Genomic DNA, 21,021 nt, shown 5'->3' with positions numbered 1-21,021 from the left:
CTGGCCTGGGTGTGCGGGTCTCCCCTCGGCCGGACGCCTCGTCGGTCCGGTCCGATCCGTCGGTTAAGACCGTTGGGAGGGATTTCGGTTGCCTGTGCAGGCTACATTGTGGCTTGAGTCACATCGTTCACGTCAAGGGTGAGATCGTTCTCCGGGTCGAAGACGGGGCGCACGGCGACGCTGCCGCGGACGGGGTGGGCGAGGGTGCGCGCGGGGTGCACGTCGGTGCGCTTGCGGTCCACGCCGTCGCCCGTGAGACGCCCGAGCGGGATGTGCGGTTCCGCGGGCGCTGGGCGCAGCGCGAGCCGCCAGACGTCGTGGGCGGTGCCGCGGCGGGCGAAGAGCAGGTCGTACGGGACCGTGCAGCGCAGCTGCCGCTCGCCGAGGGCGGTGAGCGGCACCTCCACGTCGTACGCGGGGTCCGCGGGCGAGACGAGGACGAGGCGGGAGGCGGGCGTGAGGGGCGCTGCCGCGCCGTGCACGGTGGCGGTCACGGTCAGGGAGGCCTCGCCGACGGCGATCGCGTCCAGCTCGGCGTGGGCGGGGCGGCGCCAGGTGCGCAGGGTCAGGGAGCCGGCGGCGGTGACGTAGGGCACCCAGGCGGTCGCGTGGCCGTCGGCGTCGCGGCCGAGCGGGAGGGTCAGCAGACGGGCCTGTTCGACGAGGTCGGCGGCGACCCGGGCGCGCTTGCCGTCGTCGGCGCGCTCGACGAAGAAGTCCCAGCGGCCCTCGGCGAGCGGGGTGCCGGCCCGGTCGAGGACGGCGGTGAGCGGGCCCTTGCCGGTCGCGGGGCGGGCGAGGGGCAGCTCGATGCGCTCGCCTTCAGCGGTGCCGTCAGTGCCGCGCAGGCGGGCCGTGAGCGTCAGCCGCTCGCCCGTGACGCCCGCGCGGGGCAGCCGGACGGCCAGGCCGCCGTCGGCGGTGGCGCGGGCGGACGCGCGGGGGCGCAGCGGCTTCAGGGGCGCGGCCTTGGCCGGCGCTTCGGGCGCGGCCGCGGGGCGGGCCGGGCGGAGGGCTCCGGCGGCCTCGGCGGCCTTGCGGCGCAGCGGGCGTACGAGGCGGGCGGCGGTGCGGCGCAGGGTGGCGGGGGCGGGTGTCGTTTTCGCGGCCCCGTTTGCGGCCCCCTTCGCGGGCCCGGCCACCGGCTCCGGCAGGAGCTCCGGGCGGACCTCGCGCACGATCTGCTCGAACCGTTCGGCGATCTGCGCGGGGGCGTAGCGCTGGGCGGAGATGCGGGCGGCGCGGCCCATGGAGCGCCGCAGCTCCTCGTCGCCGATGAGCTTCAGGAGGCCCTCGGCGATCGCGCCGGCGTCCCCGGGGCGGACGAGGAGGCCGTCCACGCCGTCCTCGATGATCTCGCGCGGCCCCTGGGGGCAGTCGGTGGCGACGACCGGCACGCCGCAGTGCATGGCCTCCACGATGGTCATGCCGAAGGACTCGAAGTCGGAGGTCACGGCGGCGATGGAGCCCTTGGCCCACTCGGTCTCGATGGGCGAGTGCGGGCCCATGAGCGCGATGTTCTCGTTGATGCCGAGCTTGTCGATGCGCTCGCGCAGGGCGGTCCGCTCGGGGCCGCGGCCGTAGATGCGCAGGCGCCAGTCGGGGCGCTCGGCGACGACCTTGGCGAAGGCGTCGACCAGCAGGTCGTAGCGCTTGACGGGGATGAGGCGGCCCGCGGCGACGACGAGCTTGGCGTTGCCGTCGGAGGGCTCCACGGCGGCGGCCGAGACGCCGTTGGGCAGGGCGGCGATGTGCGTACGGGCCTCCGGCAGGGCCGCGCGGTGGGTGGCGGCGTCGGCCTCGGAGACGGTGGTGAGGGCGTCCAGGAGCGGGATCGCGGCGTCCTGCGCGGCGCGGACCTCCGGGTGGTGGCCGCCGTGGATGAGGTGCTCCTGGCCGATGCGCACGTAGGTGCGCTCGGTGGCGAGGCGGGTGAGGTGGACGAGGAGGCCGGGGCGGGTGGCGACGACGACGTCCGCGTCCGTGGCCTCCAGGTACTGGGCGACGCGCAGGTCGGCGAGGCGGGTGAAGGCCTTCACGTCGCGCTCGCGGGCCGGCAGGAGCGCGCTGGGCTGCTGCTGGAGCTCGTTGCCCGTCTCCGAGCCCGGGGCGTCCTTGCGGATGTCGATCAGCGAGGTGAGGCGGACGCGGCGGCCGGCGGGGAGCTGCGGGGCGTCCGCGCTGCGGTAGACGGAGACGAGCTCGACGTCGTGGCGGGCGGCGAGGGCGCTCGCGAGGTTGCCGGTCGCGCGGATGGTGCCGCCGATGCCGTAGGCGTTGTGGATCAGGAACGCGATCTTCATGGGCGTGCGCTCCTGTCTTCCGCTGGTCAGGTGTCGCCCGCATGTTCGGGCGAGCGAACTGTAGGGGCAGCCGTGAAGCCCCTGTCAAGCCGTACGTCGAACGGCAGTCCAGAGGGTAACCGTGTGGACTGGCGTGGCGCGGGGACGGACCTCCCGGGCGCTGGGAGGCTGGCCCTGTGAAGGCGATGGTGGCGGTCTCCGCGGTCGTGGCCCTCGGGCTGACGGCCGGATGCGGCGGCAGTGGCGGCGACGGCGGTACCGGTGGCGCGGCGAGCCGCGGCGGCTCCCGGGGCGAGGCCAAGGGCCTGCGCAGTGCCGTGCGGATACTGAGCCCCGCGCAGCTGCGGCACGTCGAGCTCGGCGCCCGCGAGGTCCCCGGCTTCCAGATCGAACGCGCCGGCACCAGTGCGGCGGGCGGCGGGCGGCCCCGTACGGACGCCGCCGCCTGCCGGCCGCTCGTCGACGCCCTCGGCTCCGAGCCGCGGCCCGAGCCGGCCGCGTCCGTCGTCAACACCTTCGCCAAGGCCGGCGAGGACCTCGACTTCCAGGGCCTCATGGGCATGATCCGCGTCTCCGCTTACCGCGGTGACGGCGCGGCCGCGACGCTGCGCGGGCTGCGCTCCGCCGCGGGGCGCTGCGCGGGCGGCTTCGCCATGCTCACGGGCGAGGGCGAACCGCAGGAGTTCCGGGCCGTACGGACCGTCGCCGCGCCGCGGCTGGGCGACGAGGCCGTCGCCTACCGCCTGGAGAACGCGGCGGAACGGGCGCCGAGCCTGATCACGGTCGTCCGCTCCGGCGCGACGCTCGCGATGTTCTTCGCAACGAGCCTGGGCGACCCCGAGGACGTGGAAATCCCCCCGGACCTGGTGACCGCGCAGGTGAAAAAGGTCGAGCAGGCGGAACAAAAGGCCCCCACGGCACCGCCCCCGTCGTCGCCGATGGCGGCGGGCGAGGGCGGGGAGGCGGGGGACGGGGGCGACGGGGGCTGAGCCCGGTGGGCGCCCCGCTGCCCCCGCAGGGGCTTACGCCTCCTTCTTCGCGCCCGGCGTCGGCGTTGCCACCGAAGCCGACGCCTGGGCGTTCGCCCGGGCCATGATGCGGCGGAACGTGTAGCCCGCCACGTCGCGGCCGGCCTGGAGGGCGTCCTTGTCGTCGTCGGGGACGGCCTTGCCGTTCGTGTAGCCGGCGACCGTGAAGTACGCGTAGCGCCCCTCCGCATTGGCGGTCAGGCGGCAGGCCGTGGCCCGGCAGAAGGACGGGCCGTCGCCCGCGAGGGACTCGATGTTCCCCGTGGACTGCTCCTTGGCCTTGTCCGCCGCGGCCTTCGTGTCGAAGACGGCGACGCCGACCGTCACCGCGACCCCCTCCCGTACGTACGTGGCCCGCAGCACCTCGCGGCAGCCGTTGGCGGTGAGGACGGCGCCGAGGCCGCCCTGCGCCGCCGTGGCGCAGTCCTTGTTGCTGGTCGTGGCCGTGCGGTCGTACTTGCGCTTGTCCAGGGACGGCTTGCTGTGCGGGAACAGCGTCTTCGTGCTCAGCGGGGCCGTGTCCTTGTCCGCGCCGGCTATGAAGTCCCGCGGATTGGGCGGGGGCGGCGGGGCGACCTGCGAGAACGACGGCTCGGGCGAGCCGGAGGAGCTGGGGAGCTTCTGCGGCGAGGGCAGGCCGTCGGCCTTGCTGTTCTTGCCGGAGCCGATGACGAGGGCCGCCACGGTGCCGGCGACGGCGACCGTGGCCAGCGCGCCGCCGCCGATCAGCAGCCACTTGCGGCGGCGGCCGCGGGAGGCGGTGTCGTCGGCGAGGGCGTCCCAGTCGGGGGTCTGCGAGGCGGCCTGCCCCGGGGCGGGGCCCCAAGGGCCCGGCTGCTGGGGCTGCGGCTGCGGCTGGGACGGGGCCTGGGACTGCTGGGGAGCCTGCGGCAGCAGCACCGGCGGCGGACCGAACTGCCCGGCCGGCGGCATCGGCTGCCCGCCCGGCGCCGGCGCCGGCGCCGGCCCCGGCCCCTGACCCGGCGGCGGCCCCGGCTGCTGCGGATCACCCGGGGCCCCGTGCGGCCCTCCCTGCCCAAAGTTCATGGCGTGCATCGTAAACCGCGGAAACTGGTTGGTCGCCCCCTGTGGAAACAGGGAGAATCCCGCCCATGGGACATGTCGAAGCGGGCCACCTGGAGTACTACCTCCCCGACGGGAGGGTGCTCCTCGGCGACGTCTCCTTCCGCGTGGGCGAGGGCACCGCGGTCGCCCTCGTCGGCGCCAACGGCGCGGGCAAGACCACGCTGCTGCGCCTGATCGCGGGCGAGCTCCAGCCGCACGGCGGCGCGGTCTCGGTGAGCGGCGGGCTCGGCGTGATGCCGCAGTTCGTCGGCTCGGTCCGGGACGACCGTACGGTCCGCGACCTGCTGGTCTCCGTCGCCCAGCCCCGTATCCGCGAGGCCGCGAAGGCCGTCGACGAGGCCGAGACCGCGATCATGGAGCGCGATGACGAGGCCGCGCAGATGGCGTACGCGCAGGCGCTCTCCGACTGGGCCGAGGCCCGCGGCTACGAGGCCGAGACCGTGTGGGACATGTGCACCACGGCCGCGCTCGGCGTCCCGTACGAGAAGGCGCAGTGGCGCCAGGTGCGCACGCTCTCCGGCGGCGAGCAGAAGCGGCTGGTCCTGGAGTCCCTGCTGCGCGGCACGGACGAGGTCCTGCTGCTGGACGAGCCGGACAACTACCTCGACGTCCCCGGCAAGCGCTGGCTGGAGGAGAAGCTGCGCGAGACGAAGAAGACGGTGCTCTTCGTCTCCCACGACCGCGAGCTGCTGGCCCGCTCCGCCGAGAAGATCATCAGCGTGGAGCCGGGCCCTGCGGGCAGTGACGTCTGGGTGCACGGCGGCGGCTTCGCCACGTACCACGAGGCGCGCAAGGAGCGGTTCGCCCGCTTCGAGGAGCTGCGGCGGCGCTGGGACGAGAAGCACGCCCAGCTGAAGAAGCTGGTGATCACGCTGCGGCAGGCGGCCGCGGTCAGCCACGAGATGGCCTCGCGCTACGCCGCCGCGCAGACCCGGCTGAAGAAGTTCGAGGAGGCGGGCCCGCCGCCGGAGCCACCGCGCGAGCAGGACATCCGGATGCGGCTGCGCGGCGGGCGCACCGGCGTACGGGCGGTGACCTGCGAGAAGCTGGAGCTCACGGGGCTCATGCAGCCGTTCGACCTGGAGGTCTTCTACGGCGAGCGGGTCGCGGTGCTGGGCTCGAACGGCTCGGGGAAGTCGCACTTCCTCCGCCTCCTGGCCGGGGAGGCCGTAGCGCACACGGGCTCCTGGAAGCTGGGCGCCCGCGTGGTGCCGGGGCACTTCGCGCAGACGCACGCCCACCCGGAGCTGCTGGGCCGCACGCTCGTCGACATCCTGTGGACGGAGCACGCCAAGGACCGCGGCGGGGCGATGTCCGCCCTGCGGCGGTACGAGCTGGAGAAGCAGGGCGACCAGCCCTTCGAGAAGCTGTCGGGCGGGCAGCAGGCCCGCTTCCAGATCCTGCTGCTGGAGCTGGCGGGGACGACGGCCCTGCTGCTGGACGAGCCCACGGACAACCTGGACCTGGAGAGTGCGGAGGCCCTCCAGGAGGGCCTGGAGGCGTACGAGGGCACCGTGCTGTGTGTCACACACGACCGCTGGTTCGCCCGGACGTTCGACCGCTTCTTGGTCTTCGGCGCCGACGGCCGTGTCCGTGAGGCCCCGGAGCCCGTCTGGGACGAGGGCCGGGTGGCCCGCAAGCGCTGACGCGCGAGCGGTGAGACGATGTGTTTTGACCCCGCCGGTGGGCGCCCGGTACTCTACGAGTTCGTTATGCGTATTGGCTTGGTCGTTCTCACGCGAGGGGCCCTTACGCTTGCCCACCAGAGTGGCCGCCAGCGGCCCGCACCCGGGTTGCGTCCCCGGAGTGCGTCCCTCGCCGGCAGCCGCCTCAGGCGGGCCGTGTCAGGACCCACTCACTGAAGAAGCGAAGGCTACGACCGTGCGTACGTTCAGCCCCAAGCCCGGCGATGTCCAGCGCCAGTGGCACATCATCGACGCGCAGGACGTCGTCCTGGGCCGTCTGGCCTCTCAGGCCGCCAACCTCCTGCGTGGCAAGCACAAGCCCGTGTACGCCCCGCACATGGACATGGGTGACTTCGTCATCATCATCAACGCCGACAAGGTGCACCTGTCCGGCAACAAGAAGACCCAGAAGATGGCGTACCGCCACTCTGGCTTCCCGGGTGGTCTGCGCTCCGTCCGCTACGACGAGCTGCTCGACAAGAACCCCGAGAAGGCCGTCGAGAAGGCCATCAAGGGCATGGTTCCCAAGAACTCCCTCGGCCGTCAGATGCTCTCGAAGCTGAAGGTCTACTCGGGCCCCGTGCACCCGCACGCCGCCCAGAACCCGCAGCCGTTCGAGATCACCCAGGTCAAGCAGGGCTAGTCCCGGCCACCGCCGACCAGACAGAAAGTATCTGAGGAGAATCGTGGCTGAGACCACCGCCGAGACCCCCGTCATCGACGACGAGGCTGGCGTCGAGGAGTACACCACCGAGACCGAGGTCGTCGAGTCGGAGTACACCTCCGAGTCGCTCGCTTCCCGTTTCGGTGACCCGCAGCCGGCTGCCGGCCTGGGCCGTCGCAAGAACGCCATTGCCCGCGTCCGGATCGTTCCGGGCTCCGGCAAGTGGAAGATCAACGGTCGCACCCTTGAGGACTACTTCCCCAACAAGGTGCACCAGCAGGAAGTCAACGAGCCCTTCAAGGTGCTCGAGCTCGACGACCGCTACGACGTCATCGCCCGCATCGCGGGTGGCGGCGTTTCCGGCCAGGCCGGCGCCCTGCGCCTCGGCGTGGCCCGCGCGCTGAACGAGGCGGACGTGGACAACAACCGCGGCCCGCTGAAGAAGGCCGGCTTCCTCTCCCGCGACGACCGTGCGGTCGAGCGCAAGAAGGCCGGTCTCAAGAAGGCCCGCAAGGCCCCGCAGTACAGCAAGCGCTAATCACGCGGCTTCGCTGCTTCTGCTCGAACGCCCCGGCGGCACGCTCCGTGCCCGCCGGGGCTTTCGGCTATCAGGCACCTGGGACGTATCGGCGTATACCTGAAGTCAACGTTCCGGTTCCGGACCCGACACTTTTGTTTGCGGGGCCCGTTCACAGGCAGGCCCCGTATCCGCGCGTTTTTCGGAGGACACCAGTGGGACGACTCTTCGGTACGGACGGTGTGCGCGGCGTCGCCAACGCCGATCTCACGGCGGAGCTCGCGCTCGGCCTGTCGGTCGCCGCGGCGCACGTGCTCGCCGAGGCGGGCACGTTCGAGGGCCACCGCCCCGTGGCGGTCGTGGGCCGGGATCCGCGCGCTTCGGGCGAGTTCCTGGAGGCCGCCGTCGTGGCCGGCCTGGCCAGCGCCGGCGTCGACGTGCTGCGGGTGGGCGTGCTGCCCACGCCCGCCGTCGCCTACCTCACCGGCGCGCTCGGCGCCGACCTCGGCGTGATGCTCTCCGCGAGCCACAACGCCATGCCCGACAACGGCATCAAGTTCTTCGCCCGCGGCGGCCACAAGCTCGCCGACGAGCTGGAGGACCGCATCGAGCAGACCTACCGGGCGCACGCCTCCGGCGAGCCCTGGGACCGGCCCACCGGTGCCGGCGTCGGCCGCGTCCGCGAGTACGACCAGGGCTTCGACAACTACGTCGCCCACCTCATCGGCGTCCTCCCCAACCGCATGGACGGCCTCAAGGTCGTCATCGACGGCGCCCACGGCGCCGCGGCCCGCGTCTCCCCGGAGGCCTTCGCCCGCGCCGGCGCCGAGGTCATCACCATCGGCACCGAGCCCGACGGCCTCAACATCAACCACGAGTGCGGCTCCACGCACCTGGACAAGCTCCGGGCCGCCGTCGTCGAGCACGGCGCCGACCTGGGCGTGGCCCACGACGGCGACGCCGACCGCTGCCTCGCCGTGGACCACAAGGGCAACGAGGTCGACGGCGACCAGATCCTCGCCGTCCTGGCCCTCGCGATGCGCGAGTCCGGCGCGCTGCGCAAGAACACCGTCGTCGCGACCGTGATGTCCAACCTGGGCTTCAAGCTGGCCATGGAGCGCGAGGGCGTCGAGCTCGTCCAGACGGCCGTCGGCGACCGCTACGTCCTGGAGGAGATGAAGGCGCACGGCTTCGCCCTCGGCGGCGAGCAGTCCGGCCACGTCATCGTCCTCGACCACGCCACCACCGGCGACGGCACGCTGACCGGCCTGATGCTGGCCGCCCGCGTCGCCGCCACGGGCCGCTCGCTGGCGGACCTGGCCGGCGTGATGGAGCGCCTGCCGCAGATCCTCATCAACGTCCGCGACGTCGACAAGTCCCGGGTGAAGTCCTCGGAGGAGCTCGCCTCGGCCGTCGCCGACGCCGAGCGGCAGCTGGGCTCCACGGGCCGCGTGCTGCTGCGCCCGTCCGGCACCGAGCCGCTCGTCCGGGTGATGGTGGAGGCCGCCGACATCGAGCAGGCGCGCACCGTCGCGCAGCGCCTCGCCGACGCGGTCAAGTCCGCCCTGGGCTAGGCCTTGGTGCTTGCCGCGACCGTACGCTTGCGCTGCCTCGCCCAGAACCACTTCTGGGCGAGGAGCGTGAGCGTTCCCGCCACCACGATCCCCGCGAGGTTCAGCGCCAGCTGGACCGCCGACCCGCGGGTCTCGGCCCAGTCCCCGTAGGACAGGGCGACGGCCGCATTCGCCGCGGCCGGGACCGTCGTCACCGAGATCGCCACGCCGATCAGCGCCCCCGACTTGGCCGAGGTCAGGGAGAGGATGCCGGCGATGCCGGCCAGGAACGCCACCACGAAGGAGAAGGCGTCCGGCTGCCAGATGAAGGACGTCTGGGGGCGGGGGGCCAGGAACTTCGCCTCGTGGAAGAGCCCCAGCGCATCCATCAGGACGCTGAAGCCGCCGGTCAGCGCCATCGCCACGGGGAAGCCCACGAGCAGCGCGGCCATCGACCGCCAGGCCAGCCGGGGCGCGCGCCGCACGATCGCCGTGCACAGCCCGGCCAGCGGGCCGAACTCCGGTCCCACCGCCATCGCGCCCACGATCAGGATCGCGCTGTCCATGATCACGCCGCAGGCGGCCAGCATTGTCGCCACGGTCAGGAAGGCGAGGAACGTGACGGTGAGCGTCGACTCCTCGTGGGTCTCCTCGACCAGCGACTCCCACACGATCGCGTCCGCGCCCGAGCCGGGTGCGGCCAGCTCGGCGTGCTCGGCGCGCCGGGAGAGCACCAGGCCGGCGTCCGCCACGGAGACCGAGCCGACCTCGGGCAGGCCGCTCGCGCGCAGCGCGCCCAGCAGCTCGTCCGCCGCCTCGCGGGCCACGTCGCACAGCACGATGTCGCCGTGCGGATTGCGGGCAGCGCCGGGGACGACGGCCAGGTGTGTGGTGCCCGCGGTGCGCTCGATGAGCGCGACGACGTCGTCGGTACGGGCGGGTGGACTGATCATCCGCAGGTGGAGCATGGCCGTCCCGGTGTGGTCGGTGGTCGTCAGAGCTTGCGCAGCGACAGCCGCTGCACCTTGTGGTCCGGCCCCTTGCGCAGGATCAGGTTCGAGCGGCCGCGCGTGGGCGCCACGTTCTCCAGCAGGTTGGGCTTGTTGATGGTCCGCCAGTTGCGGCGCGCGTAGTCCAGGGCCTCCTCCTCGGAGACCTCGGTGTAGCGGCTGAAGTACGAGTCGGGGTCGGTGAAGGCCGTGGCGCGCAGTTTCTTGAACCGCTCGTAGTACCAGCCCTCGATGTCCTCCGCGCGCGCGTCCACGTACACGCTGAAGTCGAAGAAGTCGGCGAGCCCGACGCGCGTGCGGCCGTCCTTGCCGGGCAGGGCCGGCTGGAGGACGTTGAGGCCCTCGATGATGAGGATGTCCGGGCGGTGCACGGTCAGCCGCTCGCCGGGCACGATGTCGTAGATCAGGTGGGAGTAGACGGGGGCGGTGACCTCGTCCTTGCCGGCCTTCACGTCGGCGACGAAGCGGGTCAGGGCGCGCCGGTCGTACGACTCGGGGAAACCTTTCCGCGACATCAGGCCGCGGGCGTGCAGCTCGGCGTTGGGCAGCAGGAAGCCGTCGGTGGTGACCAGCTCGACGCGCGGGTGCTCGGGCCAGCGCGCGAGCAGCGCCTGGAGGAGGCGGGCGGTGGTCGACTTGCCGACCGCCACGCTGCCGGCGACCCCGATGACGAAGGGCGTGCCGGGCTGGGAGTGGGAGCCGTGCCCGTCGCCCACGTCGCCCAGGAAGGTGTTCAGCGTGGCGCGCAGCCCGCTGGTGGCCTCCACGTAGAGGTGCAGGAGCCGGGACAGCGGCAGGTAGACCTCGCGGACCTCGTCCAGGTCGACGACGTCTCCCAGGCCGCGCAGCCGCTCGACCTCCTCGGCGGTCAGCGGCAGCGGGGTGTCCTCGCGCAGGGCGCTCCACTCGGCGCGGGTCAGGTCCACATACGGGGACGAGTCGGCGCGGCGGCGCTGCTGCTCTGTGGTGGTCGGCACGGGCCCATTGTGCGCGGCCGGGGCGCGGCGCTCACTTCCGGGTGGCGGGAGCGGGCGTTCTCGTGGGGTTTGCGCGCCTCGTACGGGCGGTAACCGGCCGGGGCCGCTGGGTGAACTTTCACGGATCCCTGTACCTACTGACCGGTCAGGCACTACGTTCCGCTCGCGGGCCGCACGCGCACCTGCCCCCCACGCGGCCGCATCACGCTAGGGACGGCCGTGTTCGCGCTCAGAACCACCCCCCGTGTCTTCCGCCGCAGGTCCGCCGAGGCCGACCGGGAGGCCTTCGCCGCGCGCGTCTGCGCCGAGCTGGCCGACGACCTGCCCGACGAGGACCTCACCCAGGACCTGGACGACTGCCTCGACCGCTACGAGCTCGGCAGCAAGCCGCGCTGCGAGGAGGTCGAGTACCTGGAGATGGTGCAGGACGCGATCGACAGGATCGAGCGGGGCTGCTGAGGCGCGCGCGGCGGGTCATTGCGCCATTGCCGCCCCGGACGGCCCCTCCCTGGCCGTAACCTGCTCCGCATGTGCGGAATCGTTGGCTATGTGGGAGGGCAGTCCGCCCTCGATGTCGTATTGGCGGGGCTGCGGCGGCTGGAATACCGCGGCTATGACTCGGCCGGGGTCGCGGTGCTGGCCGACGGCGGCCTCGCCGCGGCGAAGAAGGCGGGCAAGCTCGCCAACCTGGAGAAGGAGCTGTCCGACCGGCCGCTGCCGTCCGGCCCGACCGGCATCGGCCACACGCGCTGGGCCACGCACGGCGCGCCCAACGACGCCAACGCCCACCCCCACCTGGACAACCCGGGCCGCGTCGCCGTCGTCCACAACGGCATCATCGAGAACTTCGCCGCGCTGCGGGCCGAGCTGGCCGAGCGGGGCCACGCCCTCGGCTCGGAGACCGACACCGAGGTCGTCGCGCACCTGCTGTCCGAGTCCTTCTCCTCCTGCGGCGACCTCGCCGAGTCGATGCGGCAGGTCTGCCTCCGCCTGGAGGGCGCGTTCACGCTGGTCGCGGTGCACGCGGACGAGCCGGACGTGGTGGTCGGCGCGCGCCGCAACTCCCCGCTCGTGGTCGGTCTCGGCGACGGCGAGTCCTTCCTCGCCTCCGACGTCGCCGCGTTCATCGAGCACACCCGCGAGGCCGTCGAGCTGGGCCAGGACCAGGTCGTCGAGCTGCGCCGCGACGGCGTGACCGTCACCGGCTTCGACGGGGCGCCCGCGGACGTCCGCCCGTACCACGTCGACTGGGACGCCTCGGCCGCCGAGAAGGGCGGCTACGACTACTTCATGCTCAAGGAGATCGCCGAGCAGCCGAAGGCCGTCGCGGACACGCTGCTGGGCCGGATCGACGCCGCGGGGACGCTGTCGCTGGACGAGGTGCGGATCCCGGCGTCCGTGCTGCGCGAGGCCGACAAGATCGTCATCGTGGCGTGCGGGACGGCGTACCACGCGGGGATGATCGCCAAGTACGCGATCGAGCACTGGACGCGGATCCCCTGCGAGACCGAGCTGGCCAGCGAGTTCCGCTACCGCGACCCGATCCTGGACCAGCGGACGCTGGTGATCGCGATCAGCCAGTCCGGCGAGACGATGGACACCCTGATGGCGCTGCGGCACGCGCGGGAGCAGGGCGCGAAGGTCCTCGCCATCTGCAACACCAACGGCTCGACGATCCCGCGCGAGTCGGATGCGGTCCTGTACACGCACGCGGGCCCGGAGGTGGCCGTCGCCTCCACGAAGGCGTTCCTCACGCAGCTGGTGGCCTGCTACCTGGTGGCGCTGTACCTGGGGCAGGTGCGCGGCACCAAGTGGGGCGACGAGGTCGTCTCCGTGATCCGCGAGCTGTCGCAGATCGCGGGGCAGGTGGAGGAGGTCCTGGAGACCATGGAGCCCGTGCGGGAGCTCGCGCGCTCCCTGGCGGGCAAGAACACGGTGCTGTTCCTGGGCCGACACGTGGGCTATCCCGTGGCCCTGGAGGGCGCGCTGAAGCTCAAGGAGCTCGCGTACATGCACGCGGAGGGCTTCGCGGCGGGCGAGCTCAAGCACGGGCCGATCGCGCTGATCGAGGAGGACCTGCCGGTGGTGGTGGTCGTGCCGTCGCCGCGGGGCCGGTCCGTCCTCCACGACAAGATCGTCTCGAACATCCAGGAGATCCGGGCGCGGGGCGCGCGCACGATCGTGATCGCCGAGCGGGGCGACGAGGCGGTGCGGCCGTACGCCGACCACCTCGTGGAGATCCCGCCGACGCCGGTGCTGCTCCAGCCCCTGGTGGCCACCGTGCCGCTCCAGGTCTTCGCGTGCGAGCTCGCGACGGCCCGCGGCAACGAGGTCGACCAGCCGCGCAACCTCGCGAAGTCGGTGACCGTCGAATGATCGTCGGAGTGGGCATCGACGTCGCCGAGATCGAACGCTTCGACGCCGCCCTGCGGCGCACGCCCGCGCTGGCGGAGCGGCTGTTCGTGGAGCGGGAGCTGTACCTGCCGAGCGGGGAGCGGCGCGGCATCGCGTCCCTGGCCGCGCGCTTCGCGGCGAAGGAGGCCGTGGCCAAGGCCCTGGGCGCGCCGGGGAACCTGCTGTGGACGGACGCGGAAGTGACGACGGAGGCGAGCGGTCAGCCGCGGCTGCGCGTGTCGGGAACGGTGGCGGCGCGGGCCGAGGAGCTCGGGGTGACGTCCTGGCACGTGTCGCTGAGCCACGACGCGGGGGTCGCTTCCGCTGTGGTGGTGGCGGAGAAGTAGCCGCCGCCGCGCGGTCGCTTACGCGGACAGGTGCGGCAGCTTGCCGGCGGTCTCGTCGTCCGCCGGCAGGCAGGCGACGAGGCTGAGGCCCGGCGCGTCGGCGGCGTGGAGCTTGACGTAGTCGAAGGCGAGGCGACCCAGGCGCGGATGGTCGAACCCGCGCCGGGACGGCCGGAAGTCGGCGACGTCGTGGGTGTCCCACCACGTACGGAACTCCTCGCTCGCGGCGCGACCGGAGGAAGTCGGCGACGGCGCGGCGGCGGTTCATGGCTCCTCGGGTCTTTGGCCTGGTGTGGTGCGATCAGCATAGAGAGGGCGCCGCCGGGCACTCACCTTTGCCCTGCCGCAGGGCAGTTGGCCTGTGGACAGTGGGCCTGCCTGTCACAGGGCAGGAGTACGGTTTCCGTGTCGCGTCAGAAACGGAGCCACGTATGCCCCCGCACTTTGACGAACACACCGGCCACACCGGCGCACGCATCGCCGGCGCGCGGAAGGTCCGCCGCCTGACCCAGCGCGAGTTGTCGGACCTGGCCCACGTCTCGTACAGCACCCTGACCAAGGTCGAGCAGGGAGCTCTGCCCGCAAGTCCTTCGGTCATCGGGGCGCTGGCCCGTGCGCTGTCCTTGCCCGTCACCGAACTGACCGGCCAGCCCTACGTCGACGAGCTGCGCGCGGACCAGCTGGACGGGCTGATCCAGCCGATCCGCGAAGCACTGGACGTCTACGACCTCGGGCCCGATCCGGACGTCAGGCCGCGCGCCCTGCCCGAGCTGGAGGCGCACGCCGACGAGCTGTGCGCCATGGTCCGTGCGACGAACATCAAGCAGGTCGCCGCCGATCTGCCCGTGCTGATCCACGAGGCGACCACGGCGGCGCACACGGCCCCCGGGGACCGCAGCTGGCGCGTCCTGGCCAGCACGTACCGCACGGCCTACGACGTGACCACGAAGCTAGGCTTCCTCGATCTGTGCACGGTCGCGCTGGACCGCCTGGAATGGGCCGCGCAGCGCGCCTCGGACCCGGTCCTCGGCGGGATGCGCCAGTACTTGCGAGCTCTGGCCTACCTGCGTGCCAGTGACTACCGCACGGGCAAGCGGCTCGTACGGCTCGGCATGGCCACCTTGGCGCAGGCCGAGGCGGGGCGGGTGCGCGACGTCGTCACGGGCCAGCTGCACCTGGGTGCCGCCGTCCTCGCGGGCCGCGACAAGGACGAGGGCGCCGCCACCGGGCATCTCGACGAGGCGCGGCGGATCGCGGAGCGCACGGGCGAGGCCGGGAAGGTGCACTGGCTGTCGTTCGGGCCGACCAACGTCGGGGCGCACCACGTCAGCGTCCTCGCCGAGCTGGACCGGTATCCGGAGGCGGTACGGGCGGCCGAGGACACGGTCATCCCGGCCTCGTGGCCGCCGTCCCGCCGGGCCCACCACTACACCGAGGTGGCCCGGGCCGAACTGTGGACCGGCCGTACGGACGCGGCCTTCAGGAACCTCCAGCTGGCGCGGAAGGTCGCGCCGCAGCAGACGCGCTACCACCCGGTGGTGCGGGAGACGTTCGCGGGGCTGGAGTCGGCGAGGCGGCGCATGCCGGAGACGTTCAGCAACTACGGGGCCTGGCTGGGTCGGTAACGCAGGGTCGGGTCGTGGCCCGGGCTATCAGCAACTCCTGGTAGTTGCAGCCCCGTTGCGGCGGCACTGTGTGGCGTGACGGAAGACCCCCGCGGCCGCGCGAACGGCCCGGGGGCATGGCCAACGCCACGTAGGAGCGCCGACATGCGCAAGACTATCCGCCGCCTGACCGCCTGGCTGAGGATCGGCCGCGAACCGGCCACCGTCCAGGAACCGGCCGCCCCGGAATCCGCCGCCGTCCCGGACGCGCCCCCGCCGCCGCGGGAAAAGCCCGCCGCGTGCGGCATCTACGTCTGGGCGACGGCCCACGGCATCGACCTCAGCCCCCGGCACTCCCTGCTCAGCTGCACATGCTCCACGCGCGCAGACCGCGTCGCGCCCGCCGTGGGGACGCTCGTCGTGGACAAGCGCGACGAAAGGCCGGCCCGCGTCGTAGCGACGGAAGGCCGCACCCTCCGCCTCCGCCCGCCCACGGGCGGCCCCGAATGGCACGCGGAACTCCCCCTGCTCCGCCCCGCCACGGAAGCCGAACAACTAAGCGCCAAGGTGGCGGAGGCGAACCGGTCGAGCCGGTGGGGGAGCGGCACGTAGACGCGGAGGCGCGACCGGCCCTGCCCGAAGGCCCCGCACCACAACCACCACCAAGGAGGACACGTGCACGCAAGCCTCGAAGGCACGGAGACGACCGCGCAGGCCCCGTGGCGACTGCGCCGCATGGCTCCGCTGCGCAATGGTTCCGCCTCGCCCTGGACGTACGCGGGCCTTGACCCCGTCACGCAGACCGGCCGGTGGGTAGGAGAGGACGGCGTGATGACGCCGGCCGAACTCGGCAAGCACGGAACGAGTGTGAACACGTATCCGCCTACGCAGGTCGGGAAGGACGGCAAGATGGACGCCGACTCCGGCCACGACGCGACGCAGGACTAGGAGACGCCGTCATGGACGGACGCCCGGTGCTGGTCTGCACGCAGGATGAGGATGCAACCGCTGATCTGGTCATCGCGGAACTGAACCGGCGCCGGGTGCCCGTCCTCCGGTTCGATCCGGGACAGGACTTCCCGACCCTTGCGGTGCTCGCCGCACGTACCGGGGCAGGCGGATGGGGCGGCCGGCTCACGGTCGGGGAGAGGACAGCCGACCTGTCCGCCGTGCGCGCTCTGTACCACCGCCGGCCGAACGTCTACGCGACGGACGGCGGGGAGCAGACCGCTCGGTTTGCCGCTCAGGAGAACCGGCGTGGGCTGGGCGGAGTGCTGAACGCACTCCCGGGATGTCTGTACGTCAGCCACCCGCAGGCCATCGCGCGGGCGGAGTACAAGCCTGCCCAGCTGGACGTGGCGACCCGGGTGGGGCTCACGGTCCCGGCGACCCTGATCACGAACGATCCGGTGGAGGCCAAGGCCTTCTGCGCTGAACAGCCGTCGATTTACAAGCCCTTGCACGCCGGGGCGTATGACGTCGGAGGAGAACCTGCCGGAATCTGGGCCGCTCCGGTCGGGCCCGGAGAGATCGATGGCGCGGTGGCCCGCAGCGCCCACCTGTTTCAGGCTCACGTGCCCAAGGTGGCCGATGTGCGCGCGGTTGTCGTCGGAGAGCGGGTGTTCAGCGCCCGGATCACCGCGCCGCCGGGCGTCGTGGACTGGCGAGCCGAGTACCAGAGCCTCGCCTACGAGCCGGTGACCTGCCCGGACGGGATACGCGGGGCGCTGCTGCGGTTCCTCGCCGACTTCGGTCTGCGTTTCGGCGCCTTCGATTTCGCCGTGACCGCGGACGACGCCTGGTGGTTCCTGGAGTGCAACCCCAACGGTCAATGGGCGTGGTTGCAGGCCGCGGCCGGACTTCCGATCACGAACGCAATCGCGGACCTGCTGGCGAACGGAGCGAGCCGTCATGACTGATCCCGTGCTCTCGAAAGGCCGAAGGGCCGACCTCGCGCGGCGCCTGTCCGAGGCCGGTGCTTTGCGCAGCCCGGAATGGGAGGCGGCCGTGCTGTCCGTGCCCCGCGAGTCGTTCCTCTCGCGGGGGTGGTTCGAGTACGAAGAGGGCCGCTGGTACCGGCCTGTGCCCGGGGGCGACGCGGTCGGGCTCGCCCGGATTTACGAAGACGACTCCCTCGTGACGCAGGTGGCGGGGGGCGTCTTTCCCGACCAGGTCGAGGGACGCATCGCGGCGGCACCCTCTTCATCGTCCACCATGCCGAGCCTGGTCGTCCGGATGCTCGAAGACCTGCGGGTGCCCGAAGGCGGACAGGTCTTGGAGATCGGCACGGGCACGGGGTACTCGACGGCGCTGCTCTGTCATGTCGTCGGCGAGGACAACGTGACTACCGTCGAAGTCGACGCGGAGGTGTCGGCCCGTGCCGGGATGGCGCTCGCGGACGCCGGGTACCGGCCTGCCCGTGTGGTGGGCGACGGCCTGGAGGGCTGGAGGGACGGCAGCCCGTATGACCGTGTGATCGCCACATGCGGTGTGCATACGGTGCCGGCCGACTGGCTCGCGCAGACGTGTCCCGGTGGTGAGGTCCTGGTGACGGTCGGGGGATGGATGCACGCATCCGAACTCGTGCGGCTCACGGTCGCCGAGGACGGCACGGCGAGCGGCCCGGTCCTCGGTGGCCAGGTCTCGTTCATGCTTGCTCGTCCGCACCTGCCGCCCCCGCTCGGAATCCTGCCGGATCTCAGTGAGGGCGAGGCAGCGCCCGCAGAACTGGGCGCGGACGTACTGGAGGACTGGACGGCTCGTTTCGTCGCACAGTTCGCAGTGCCGCGCGCGCAGCGGTTCGCGCTCGAACGGGACGGCAGGACGGAGCACGTCGTCGTCGACGTCGGGGCCGGCTCCTGGGCGGTCGTCTTTCAGGAGCGCGGACAGTGGATGGTGAGGCAAGGCGGCACGGCACGGCTGTGGGATCAGATCGCCGAACGCGTCACCCGCTGGCAGGCGGACGGGCGACCGCCGGCCGACCGGATGCGGCTGCACGTCGGCCCCGACGGGCAACGCCTCACATGGGCGTAGCCGTCGGTCGCCTGCTCGTGGCGGCCGGCCGCCGGCCGGGGCCCGGTTCCCCGGGGCGGCCGGGGCGGGGGCTAGTCGGTGATGCAGACGTTCCCGGCGGTCTGGTTGAGCAGGCCGATGACGTTGATGGGGAAGGAACACAGCGTGATCGGCACGCGGATGGGCACCTGGATCGTGTTGCCCGTGATGACGCCTTGGGAGTCGGCGGCGGCGCCGGCCGCGACGCTGTCCGCGGAGGCCGTACCCGCGGTGGCGGCGCCCGCGGCGGCGAGGAGCGTGGCGGTGGCGGCCGCGGTGGCCGCCTTGGTGGAGGGGGTCATGGGAGCTCCCGGGGATGGGGGTTGATGCGCGGCCAAGTCTCGCGCATAATTCTCCCTTTTTGTCTCATTTGTCGTGTGTGCCGTTCCGGGCCCCGAACCTAGACTCGCCGCCCATGACGGCAAGAGACTCTCTGGCCACGGTCCAGCGCTCGATGGGCGACCCGTCCTTCACCCACCCGCTGTGGCCTCCGCTCACGCAGGGCTGCCCCGCGACGAGTACGGCCGAACTGGCCTATCCGCTCGAAGTGGACTACGCCTACGACCAGTACGAAGAATGCGACCAGTACGACTACGCCGCCCGCAGCGCCGGCCTCGACCGCTGGGCGCCCCTCCTCCCGCCCCTCGCGGCGCCCGGACTGGGCGAGGGGCACACGCCCTTGATCCCGATCGGGGGCGTCGCCGATCGGGAGGTGTACGTCAAGGACGAGTCCCGGAACCCCACCTGGAGCCACAAGGACCGGCTCAACCGCTGCACGGTCTCCGCCGCCGTGGGCGTCGGCGCGCCCGGGATCGTCGTCGCGTCGTCGGGCAACCACGGCGCGTCCGCCGCGGCCTACGCGGCCCGCGCCGGGCTGCGTTGTGTCGTGCTGGCCTCGGCGGACATGCCGGCGGCGGTCGACGCGTTCCTCAACTCCTACGGCGCGGTCGTCCTGCCCGTGCCGCAGGAGGCGCGGTGGCCGCTGATGCGGCAGATCGGCGACCGGCTGGGGCTCCACCCGGTCAGCAACCTCACCGTCACCCACACCGGACACCCCTTCGGCCCCGAGGGCTACAAGACCATCGCCTACGAGATCTTCGCCGACATCGGCGTGCCGGCGGCCGTGTTCGTCCCCACCGGCTACGGCGAGTGCCTCTTCGGGATCTGGAAGGGCTTCGCCGAACTGCGCCGGCTCGGCCTGAGCGGGACGGTGCCGAGGATGTTCGCGTGCGAGCCGGCGGCCGGCGGGCCGCTGGCCGCCGCGGTGCGGCGGGGAGTGCCGGCGGCGCGGGTGAGCTGCGGCCCGACCGACGCCTACGGGATCGCCTGTGAGGTCGGGGGCTACCGCGGCGTGCGGGCGGTCCGGGAGAGCGGCGGCGGCGCCCTGCTCGTCACGGACCGGCAGCTGCGGGAAGCCCAGCAGGAGCTGGCCCGCCAGGGGATCTGGGCCGAACTGTCCGGCGCGGCCTCCCTCGCCGGCCTGCGCTCCCTGCCGGACGGGAACGCCGCCAAGGGCCCGGACGGGAGCACCGCCAAGGGCCCCGACGCGAGCACCCTCGACGGGCCCGTCGTCTGCCTCTCCACCTCCAGCGGCTTCAAGGACCGCGCGGTCGGCACCAGGACCGCCTCCGAGGTGATCGAACCGACGTGGGAGGAGGCGTACCGTCGCCTGCGGGCAGCCGGCCTGGAGGCGTGACACGCCGGTCCCCGGCAGCCCCCTGAAATCCGGTGTTGACTCTCCAGCGACCGGAGACTCCAAGGTGAGGGACATGGACGACGACACCGCGTACGCCTCAGGCTCCCTGCACTCGATCGGGGAGCTGGCCCGGCTGACCGGGCTGACGGTCAGGACGATCCGGTTCTGGTCCGACACGGGCGTGGTGCCGCCGACCGACCGCACACCCGCGGGCTACCGCCTCTACGGCCCCGACGCCCTCGCGCGCCTCGGCCTCGTGCGGACGCTGCGCGACCTCGGGGTGGGTCTGCCCGTCATCCGGCAGGTGCTGGAGCGGGAGATCACCGTCGCCGAGGTCGCGGCCGTCCACGCCGAGGCCCTGGACGTGCAGATCCGCACCTTGCGGTTGCGTCAGGCCGTGCTGCGGGCGGTGGCCGGGCGCGGGTCGACACCGGAGGAGATGGAACTCATGCACAAGCTCGCGACCCTGTCGGATCAGGAGCGGCGCCGCCTGATCAACGAATTCATCGACAGCGCCTTCGAGGGCCTGGACGTCGACCCCGGCTTCCTCGCCTCGATGCGCAGCGGCATGCCCGAGCTGCCGGAGGACCCCTCGCAGGAGCAGCTCGACGCCTGGGTGGAGCTCGCGGAGCTCGTCCAGGACGAGGGGTTCCGGGCCGGGATCCGGCGGGCGGCCGAGGACCAGACGCGCGTGTGGAAGGAGTCCGGGCGGCCCGACGGCGAGCGCACGAAGCGGGCCGCGCAGGCGATCAAGGAGAGGTCGGAGGCCGCGCGGCGGGCCGGCATCGCGCCGGACAGTCCCGAGGCCCGGCCGTACGTCGACGAGCTCGCCGCCGCCCTCGCGGAGGTCTCGGGCCGCGAGGACGGGCCGGAGTTCCGGGCCTGGCTGCTGGAGCGGCTGGAGACCGGCAACGACCCGCGCTACGGCAAGTACTGGCGGCTCATCGCCGTGATCAACGGCTGGACGCTGCCGGACATGGAACCGGCGACGGAGTGGTTCACGGCCGCGGTACGGGCGGCGGTACGGGGGTAGCCGGCCGGCGGTGACTTACGAGGTGGTCGACCGGCGGTGACTCACGGGGGTAGCTCACCGCCGGTCGCGCACG

At 72.7% G+C, this 21,021-nt stretch carries 20 protein-coding genes and 1 pseudogene; 15 read left to right on the top strand and 6 right to left on the bottom strand.

Annotated elements, in window-relative coordinates; genetic code table 11:
* Positions 1–101: 101 nt before the first annotated feature.
* Entirely contained in the window at positions 102–2,303 is a 2,202-nt protein-coding gene (locus tag PS271_RS11760; protein WP_398381903.1) for a glycosyltransferase, read from the bottom strand.
* 176 nt (positions 2,304–2,479) lie between these two features.
* On the opposite strand from PS271_RS11760, the gene PS271_RS11755 reads away from it, so the two are divergent.
* On the top strand, positions 2,480–3,292 hold the full coding sequence (locus tag PS271_RS11755; RefSeq protein ID WP_398381902.1) for a hypothetical protein: 813 nt from the start codon (positions 2,480–2,482) through the stop codon (positions 3,290–3,292).
* Between the two features lie 33 nt (positions 3,293–3,325).
* Here PS271_RS11755 and PS271_RS11750 read toward each other — a convergent pair whose 3' ends face one another.
* On the bottom strand, positions 3,326–4,378 hold the full coding sequence (locus tag PS271_RS11750) for a hypothetical protein (RefSeq protein ID WP_398381901.1): 1,053 nt from the start codon (positions 4,376–4,378) through the stop codon (positions 3,326–3,328).
* Between the two features lie 65 nt (positions 4,379–4,443).
* On the opposite strand from PS271_RS11750, the gene PS271_RS11745 reads away from it, so the two are divergent.
* From PS271_RS11745 to glmM, 4 genes are all read left to right on the top strand, one after another.
* Positions 4,444–6,063 (top strand): ABC-F family ATP-binding cassette domain-containing protein, encoded by a 1,620-nt coding sequence (locus tag PS271_RS11745; protein ID WP_398381900.1) that lies wholly within the window; start codon positions 4,444–4,446, stop codon positions 6,061–6,063.
* A gap of 235 nt (positions 6,064–6,298) precedes the next feature.
* The gene (gene rplM / locus PS271_RS11740; protein WP_120756571.1) at positions 6,299–6,745 is read left to right on the top strand and encodes a 50S ribosomal protein L13; all 447 of its coding nucleotides are present in this window, start codon (positions 6,299–6,301) and stop codon (positions 6,743–6,745) included.
* Positions 6,746–6,788: 43 nt separating this feature from the next.
* Positions 6,789–7,304, top strand: coding sequence for a 30S ribosomal protein S9 (rpsI, locus tag PS271_RS11735; protein ID WP_087927587.1), 516 nt, complete (start codon positions 6,789–6,791; stop codon positions 7,302–7,304).
* Between the two features lie 194 nt (positions 7,305–7,498).
* Positions 7,499–8,857: a phosphoglucosamine mutase gene (gene glmM, locus PS271_RS11730; RefSeq protein WP_398381899.1), complete on the top strand. Its 1,359-nt coding sequence runs from the start codon at positions 7,499–7,501 to the stop codon at positions 8,855–8,857.
* Here the strand turns inward: glmM and PS271_RS11725 are convergent.
* The gene (locus tag PS271_RS11725; RefSeq protein ID WP_398381898.1) at positions 8,854–9,804 is read right to left on the bottom strand and encodes a DUF389 domain-containing protein; all 951 of its coding nucleotides are present in this window, start codon (positions 9,802–9,804) and stop codon (positions 8,854–8,856) included. The genes glmM and PS271_RS11725 overlap by 4 nt on opposite strands.
* A 26-nt stretch (positions 9,805–9,830) precedes the next feature.
* The gene (coaA, locus tag PS271_RS11720; RefSeq protein WP_356285930.1) at positions 9,831–10,823 is read right to left on the bottom strand and encodes a type I pantothenate kinase; all 993 of its coding nucleotides are present in this window, start codon (positions 10,821–10,823) and stop codon (positions 9,831–9,833) included.
* Positions 10,824–11,042: 219 nt separating this feature from the next.
* Here coaA and PS271_RS11715 point away from each other — a divergent pair, with 219 nt between their 5' ends.
* The 3 genes from PS271_RS11715 to PS271_RS11705 all read left to right on the top strand — a co-directional run bounded on the left by PS271_RS11715 (position 11,043) and on the right by PS271_RS11705 (position 13,564).
* Positions 11,043–11,282 (top strand): hypothetical protein, encoded by a 240-nt coding sequence (locus PS271_RS11715; RefSeq protein ID WP_398381897.1) that lies wholly within the window; start codon positions 11,043–11,045, stop codon positions 11,280–11,282.
* A gap of 69 nt (positions 11,283–11,351) precedes the next feature.
* Positions 11,352–13,199, top strand: a complete 1,848-nt coding sequence (gene glmS / locus PS271_RS11710) for a glutamine--fructose-6-phosphate transaminase (isomerizing) (protein WP_398381896.1) — start codon at positions 11,352–11,354, stop codon at positions 13,197–13,199.
* Complete coding sequence (locus PS271_RS11705; protein WP_120756577.1) at positions 13,196–13,564, top strand: holo-ACP synthase; 369 nt, start codon at positions 13,196–13,198, stop codon at positions 13,562–13,564. Before glmS ends, PS271_RS11705 begins: the two co-directional genes overlap by 4 nt.
* Before the next feature lie 18 nt (positions 13,565–13,582).
* On the opposite strand, the pseudogene PS271_RS11700 reads toward PS271_RS11705, so the two are convergent.
* Positions 13,583–13,783: pseudogene (locus PS271_RS11700) on the bottom strand (MmyB family transcriptional regulator); the annotation flags it as partial.
* 212 nt (positions 13,784–13,995) lie between these two features.
* Between PS271_RS11700 and PS271_RS11695 the strand changes: the two are divergent.
* The 5 genes from PS271_RS11695 (at position 13,996) to tgmC (ending at position 18,201) form a co-directional block, all read left to right on the top strand.
* Positions 13,996–15,189: a helix-turn-helix domain-containing protein gene (locus tag PS271_RS11695; RefSeq protein ID WP_398381895.1), complete on the top strand. Its 1,194-nt coding sequence runs from the start codon at positions 13,996–13,998 to the stop codon at positions 15,187–15,189.
* 144 nt (positions 15,190–15,333) lie between these two features.
* Positions 15,334–15,780, top strand: coding sequence for a hypothetical protein (locus PS271_RS11690; protein WP_398381894.1), 447 nt, complete (start codon positions 15,334–15,336; stop codon positions 15,778–15,780).
* 63 nt (positions 15,781–15,843) lie between these two features.
* Entirely contained in the window at positions 15,844–16,116 is a 273-nt protein-coding gene (gene tgmA / locus PS271_RS11685) for a putative ATP-grasp-modified RiPP (protein ID WP_398381893.1), read from the top strand.
* A gap of 11 nt (positions 16,117–16,127) precedes the next feature.
* Positions 16,128–17,087 (top strand): ATP-grasp ribosomal peptide maturase, encoded by a 960-nt coding sequence (gene tgmB / locus PS271_RS11680; RefSeq protein ID WP_398381892.1) that lies wholly within the window; start codon positions 16,128–16,130, stop codon positions 17,085–17,087.
* Entirely contained in the window at positions 17,080–18,201 is a 1,122-nt protein-coding gene (tgmC, locus tag PS271_RS11675; protein WP_398381891.1) for an ATP-grasp peptide maturase system methyltransferase, read from the top strand. The genes tgmB and tgmC overlap by 8 nt, the downstream gene beginning before the upstream one ends.
* Positions 18,202–18,272: 71 nt before the next feature.
* On the opposite strand, the gene PS271_RS11670 is transcribed toward tgmC, so the two are convergent.
* Positions 18,273–18,521: a chaplin gene (locus tag PS271_RS11670; RefSeq protein ID WP_398381890.1), complete on the bottom strand. Its 249-nt coding sequence runs from the start codon at positions 18,519–18,521 to the stop codon at positions 18,273–18,275.
* Between the two features lie 113 nt (positions 18,522–18,634).
* Here PS271_RS11670 and PS271_RS11665 point away from each other — a divergent pair, with 113 nt between their 5' ends.
* Positions 18,635–19,915, top strand: a complete 1,281-nt coding sequence (locus tag PS271_RS11665) for a threonine synthase (RefSeq protein WP_398381889.1) — start codon at positions 18,635–18,637, stop codon at positions 19,913–19,915.
* Positions 19,916–19,988: 73 nt separating this feature from the next.
* Positions 19,989–20,948, top strand: coding sequence for a MerR family transcriptional regulator (locus tag PS271_RS11660; protein WP_398381888.1), 960 nt, complete (start codon positions 19,989–19,991; stop codon positions 20,946–20,948).
* Positions 20,949–21,021 lie beyond the last annotated feature (73 nt).

Source organism: Streptomyces sp. SCA2-17, from assembly GCF_044336695.1.
The sequence above is the reverse complement of the archived record's forward strand: the minus strand, read 5'-3'. Positions and strand labels throughout refer to the sequence as shown.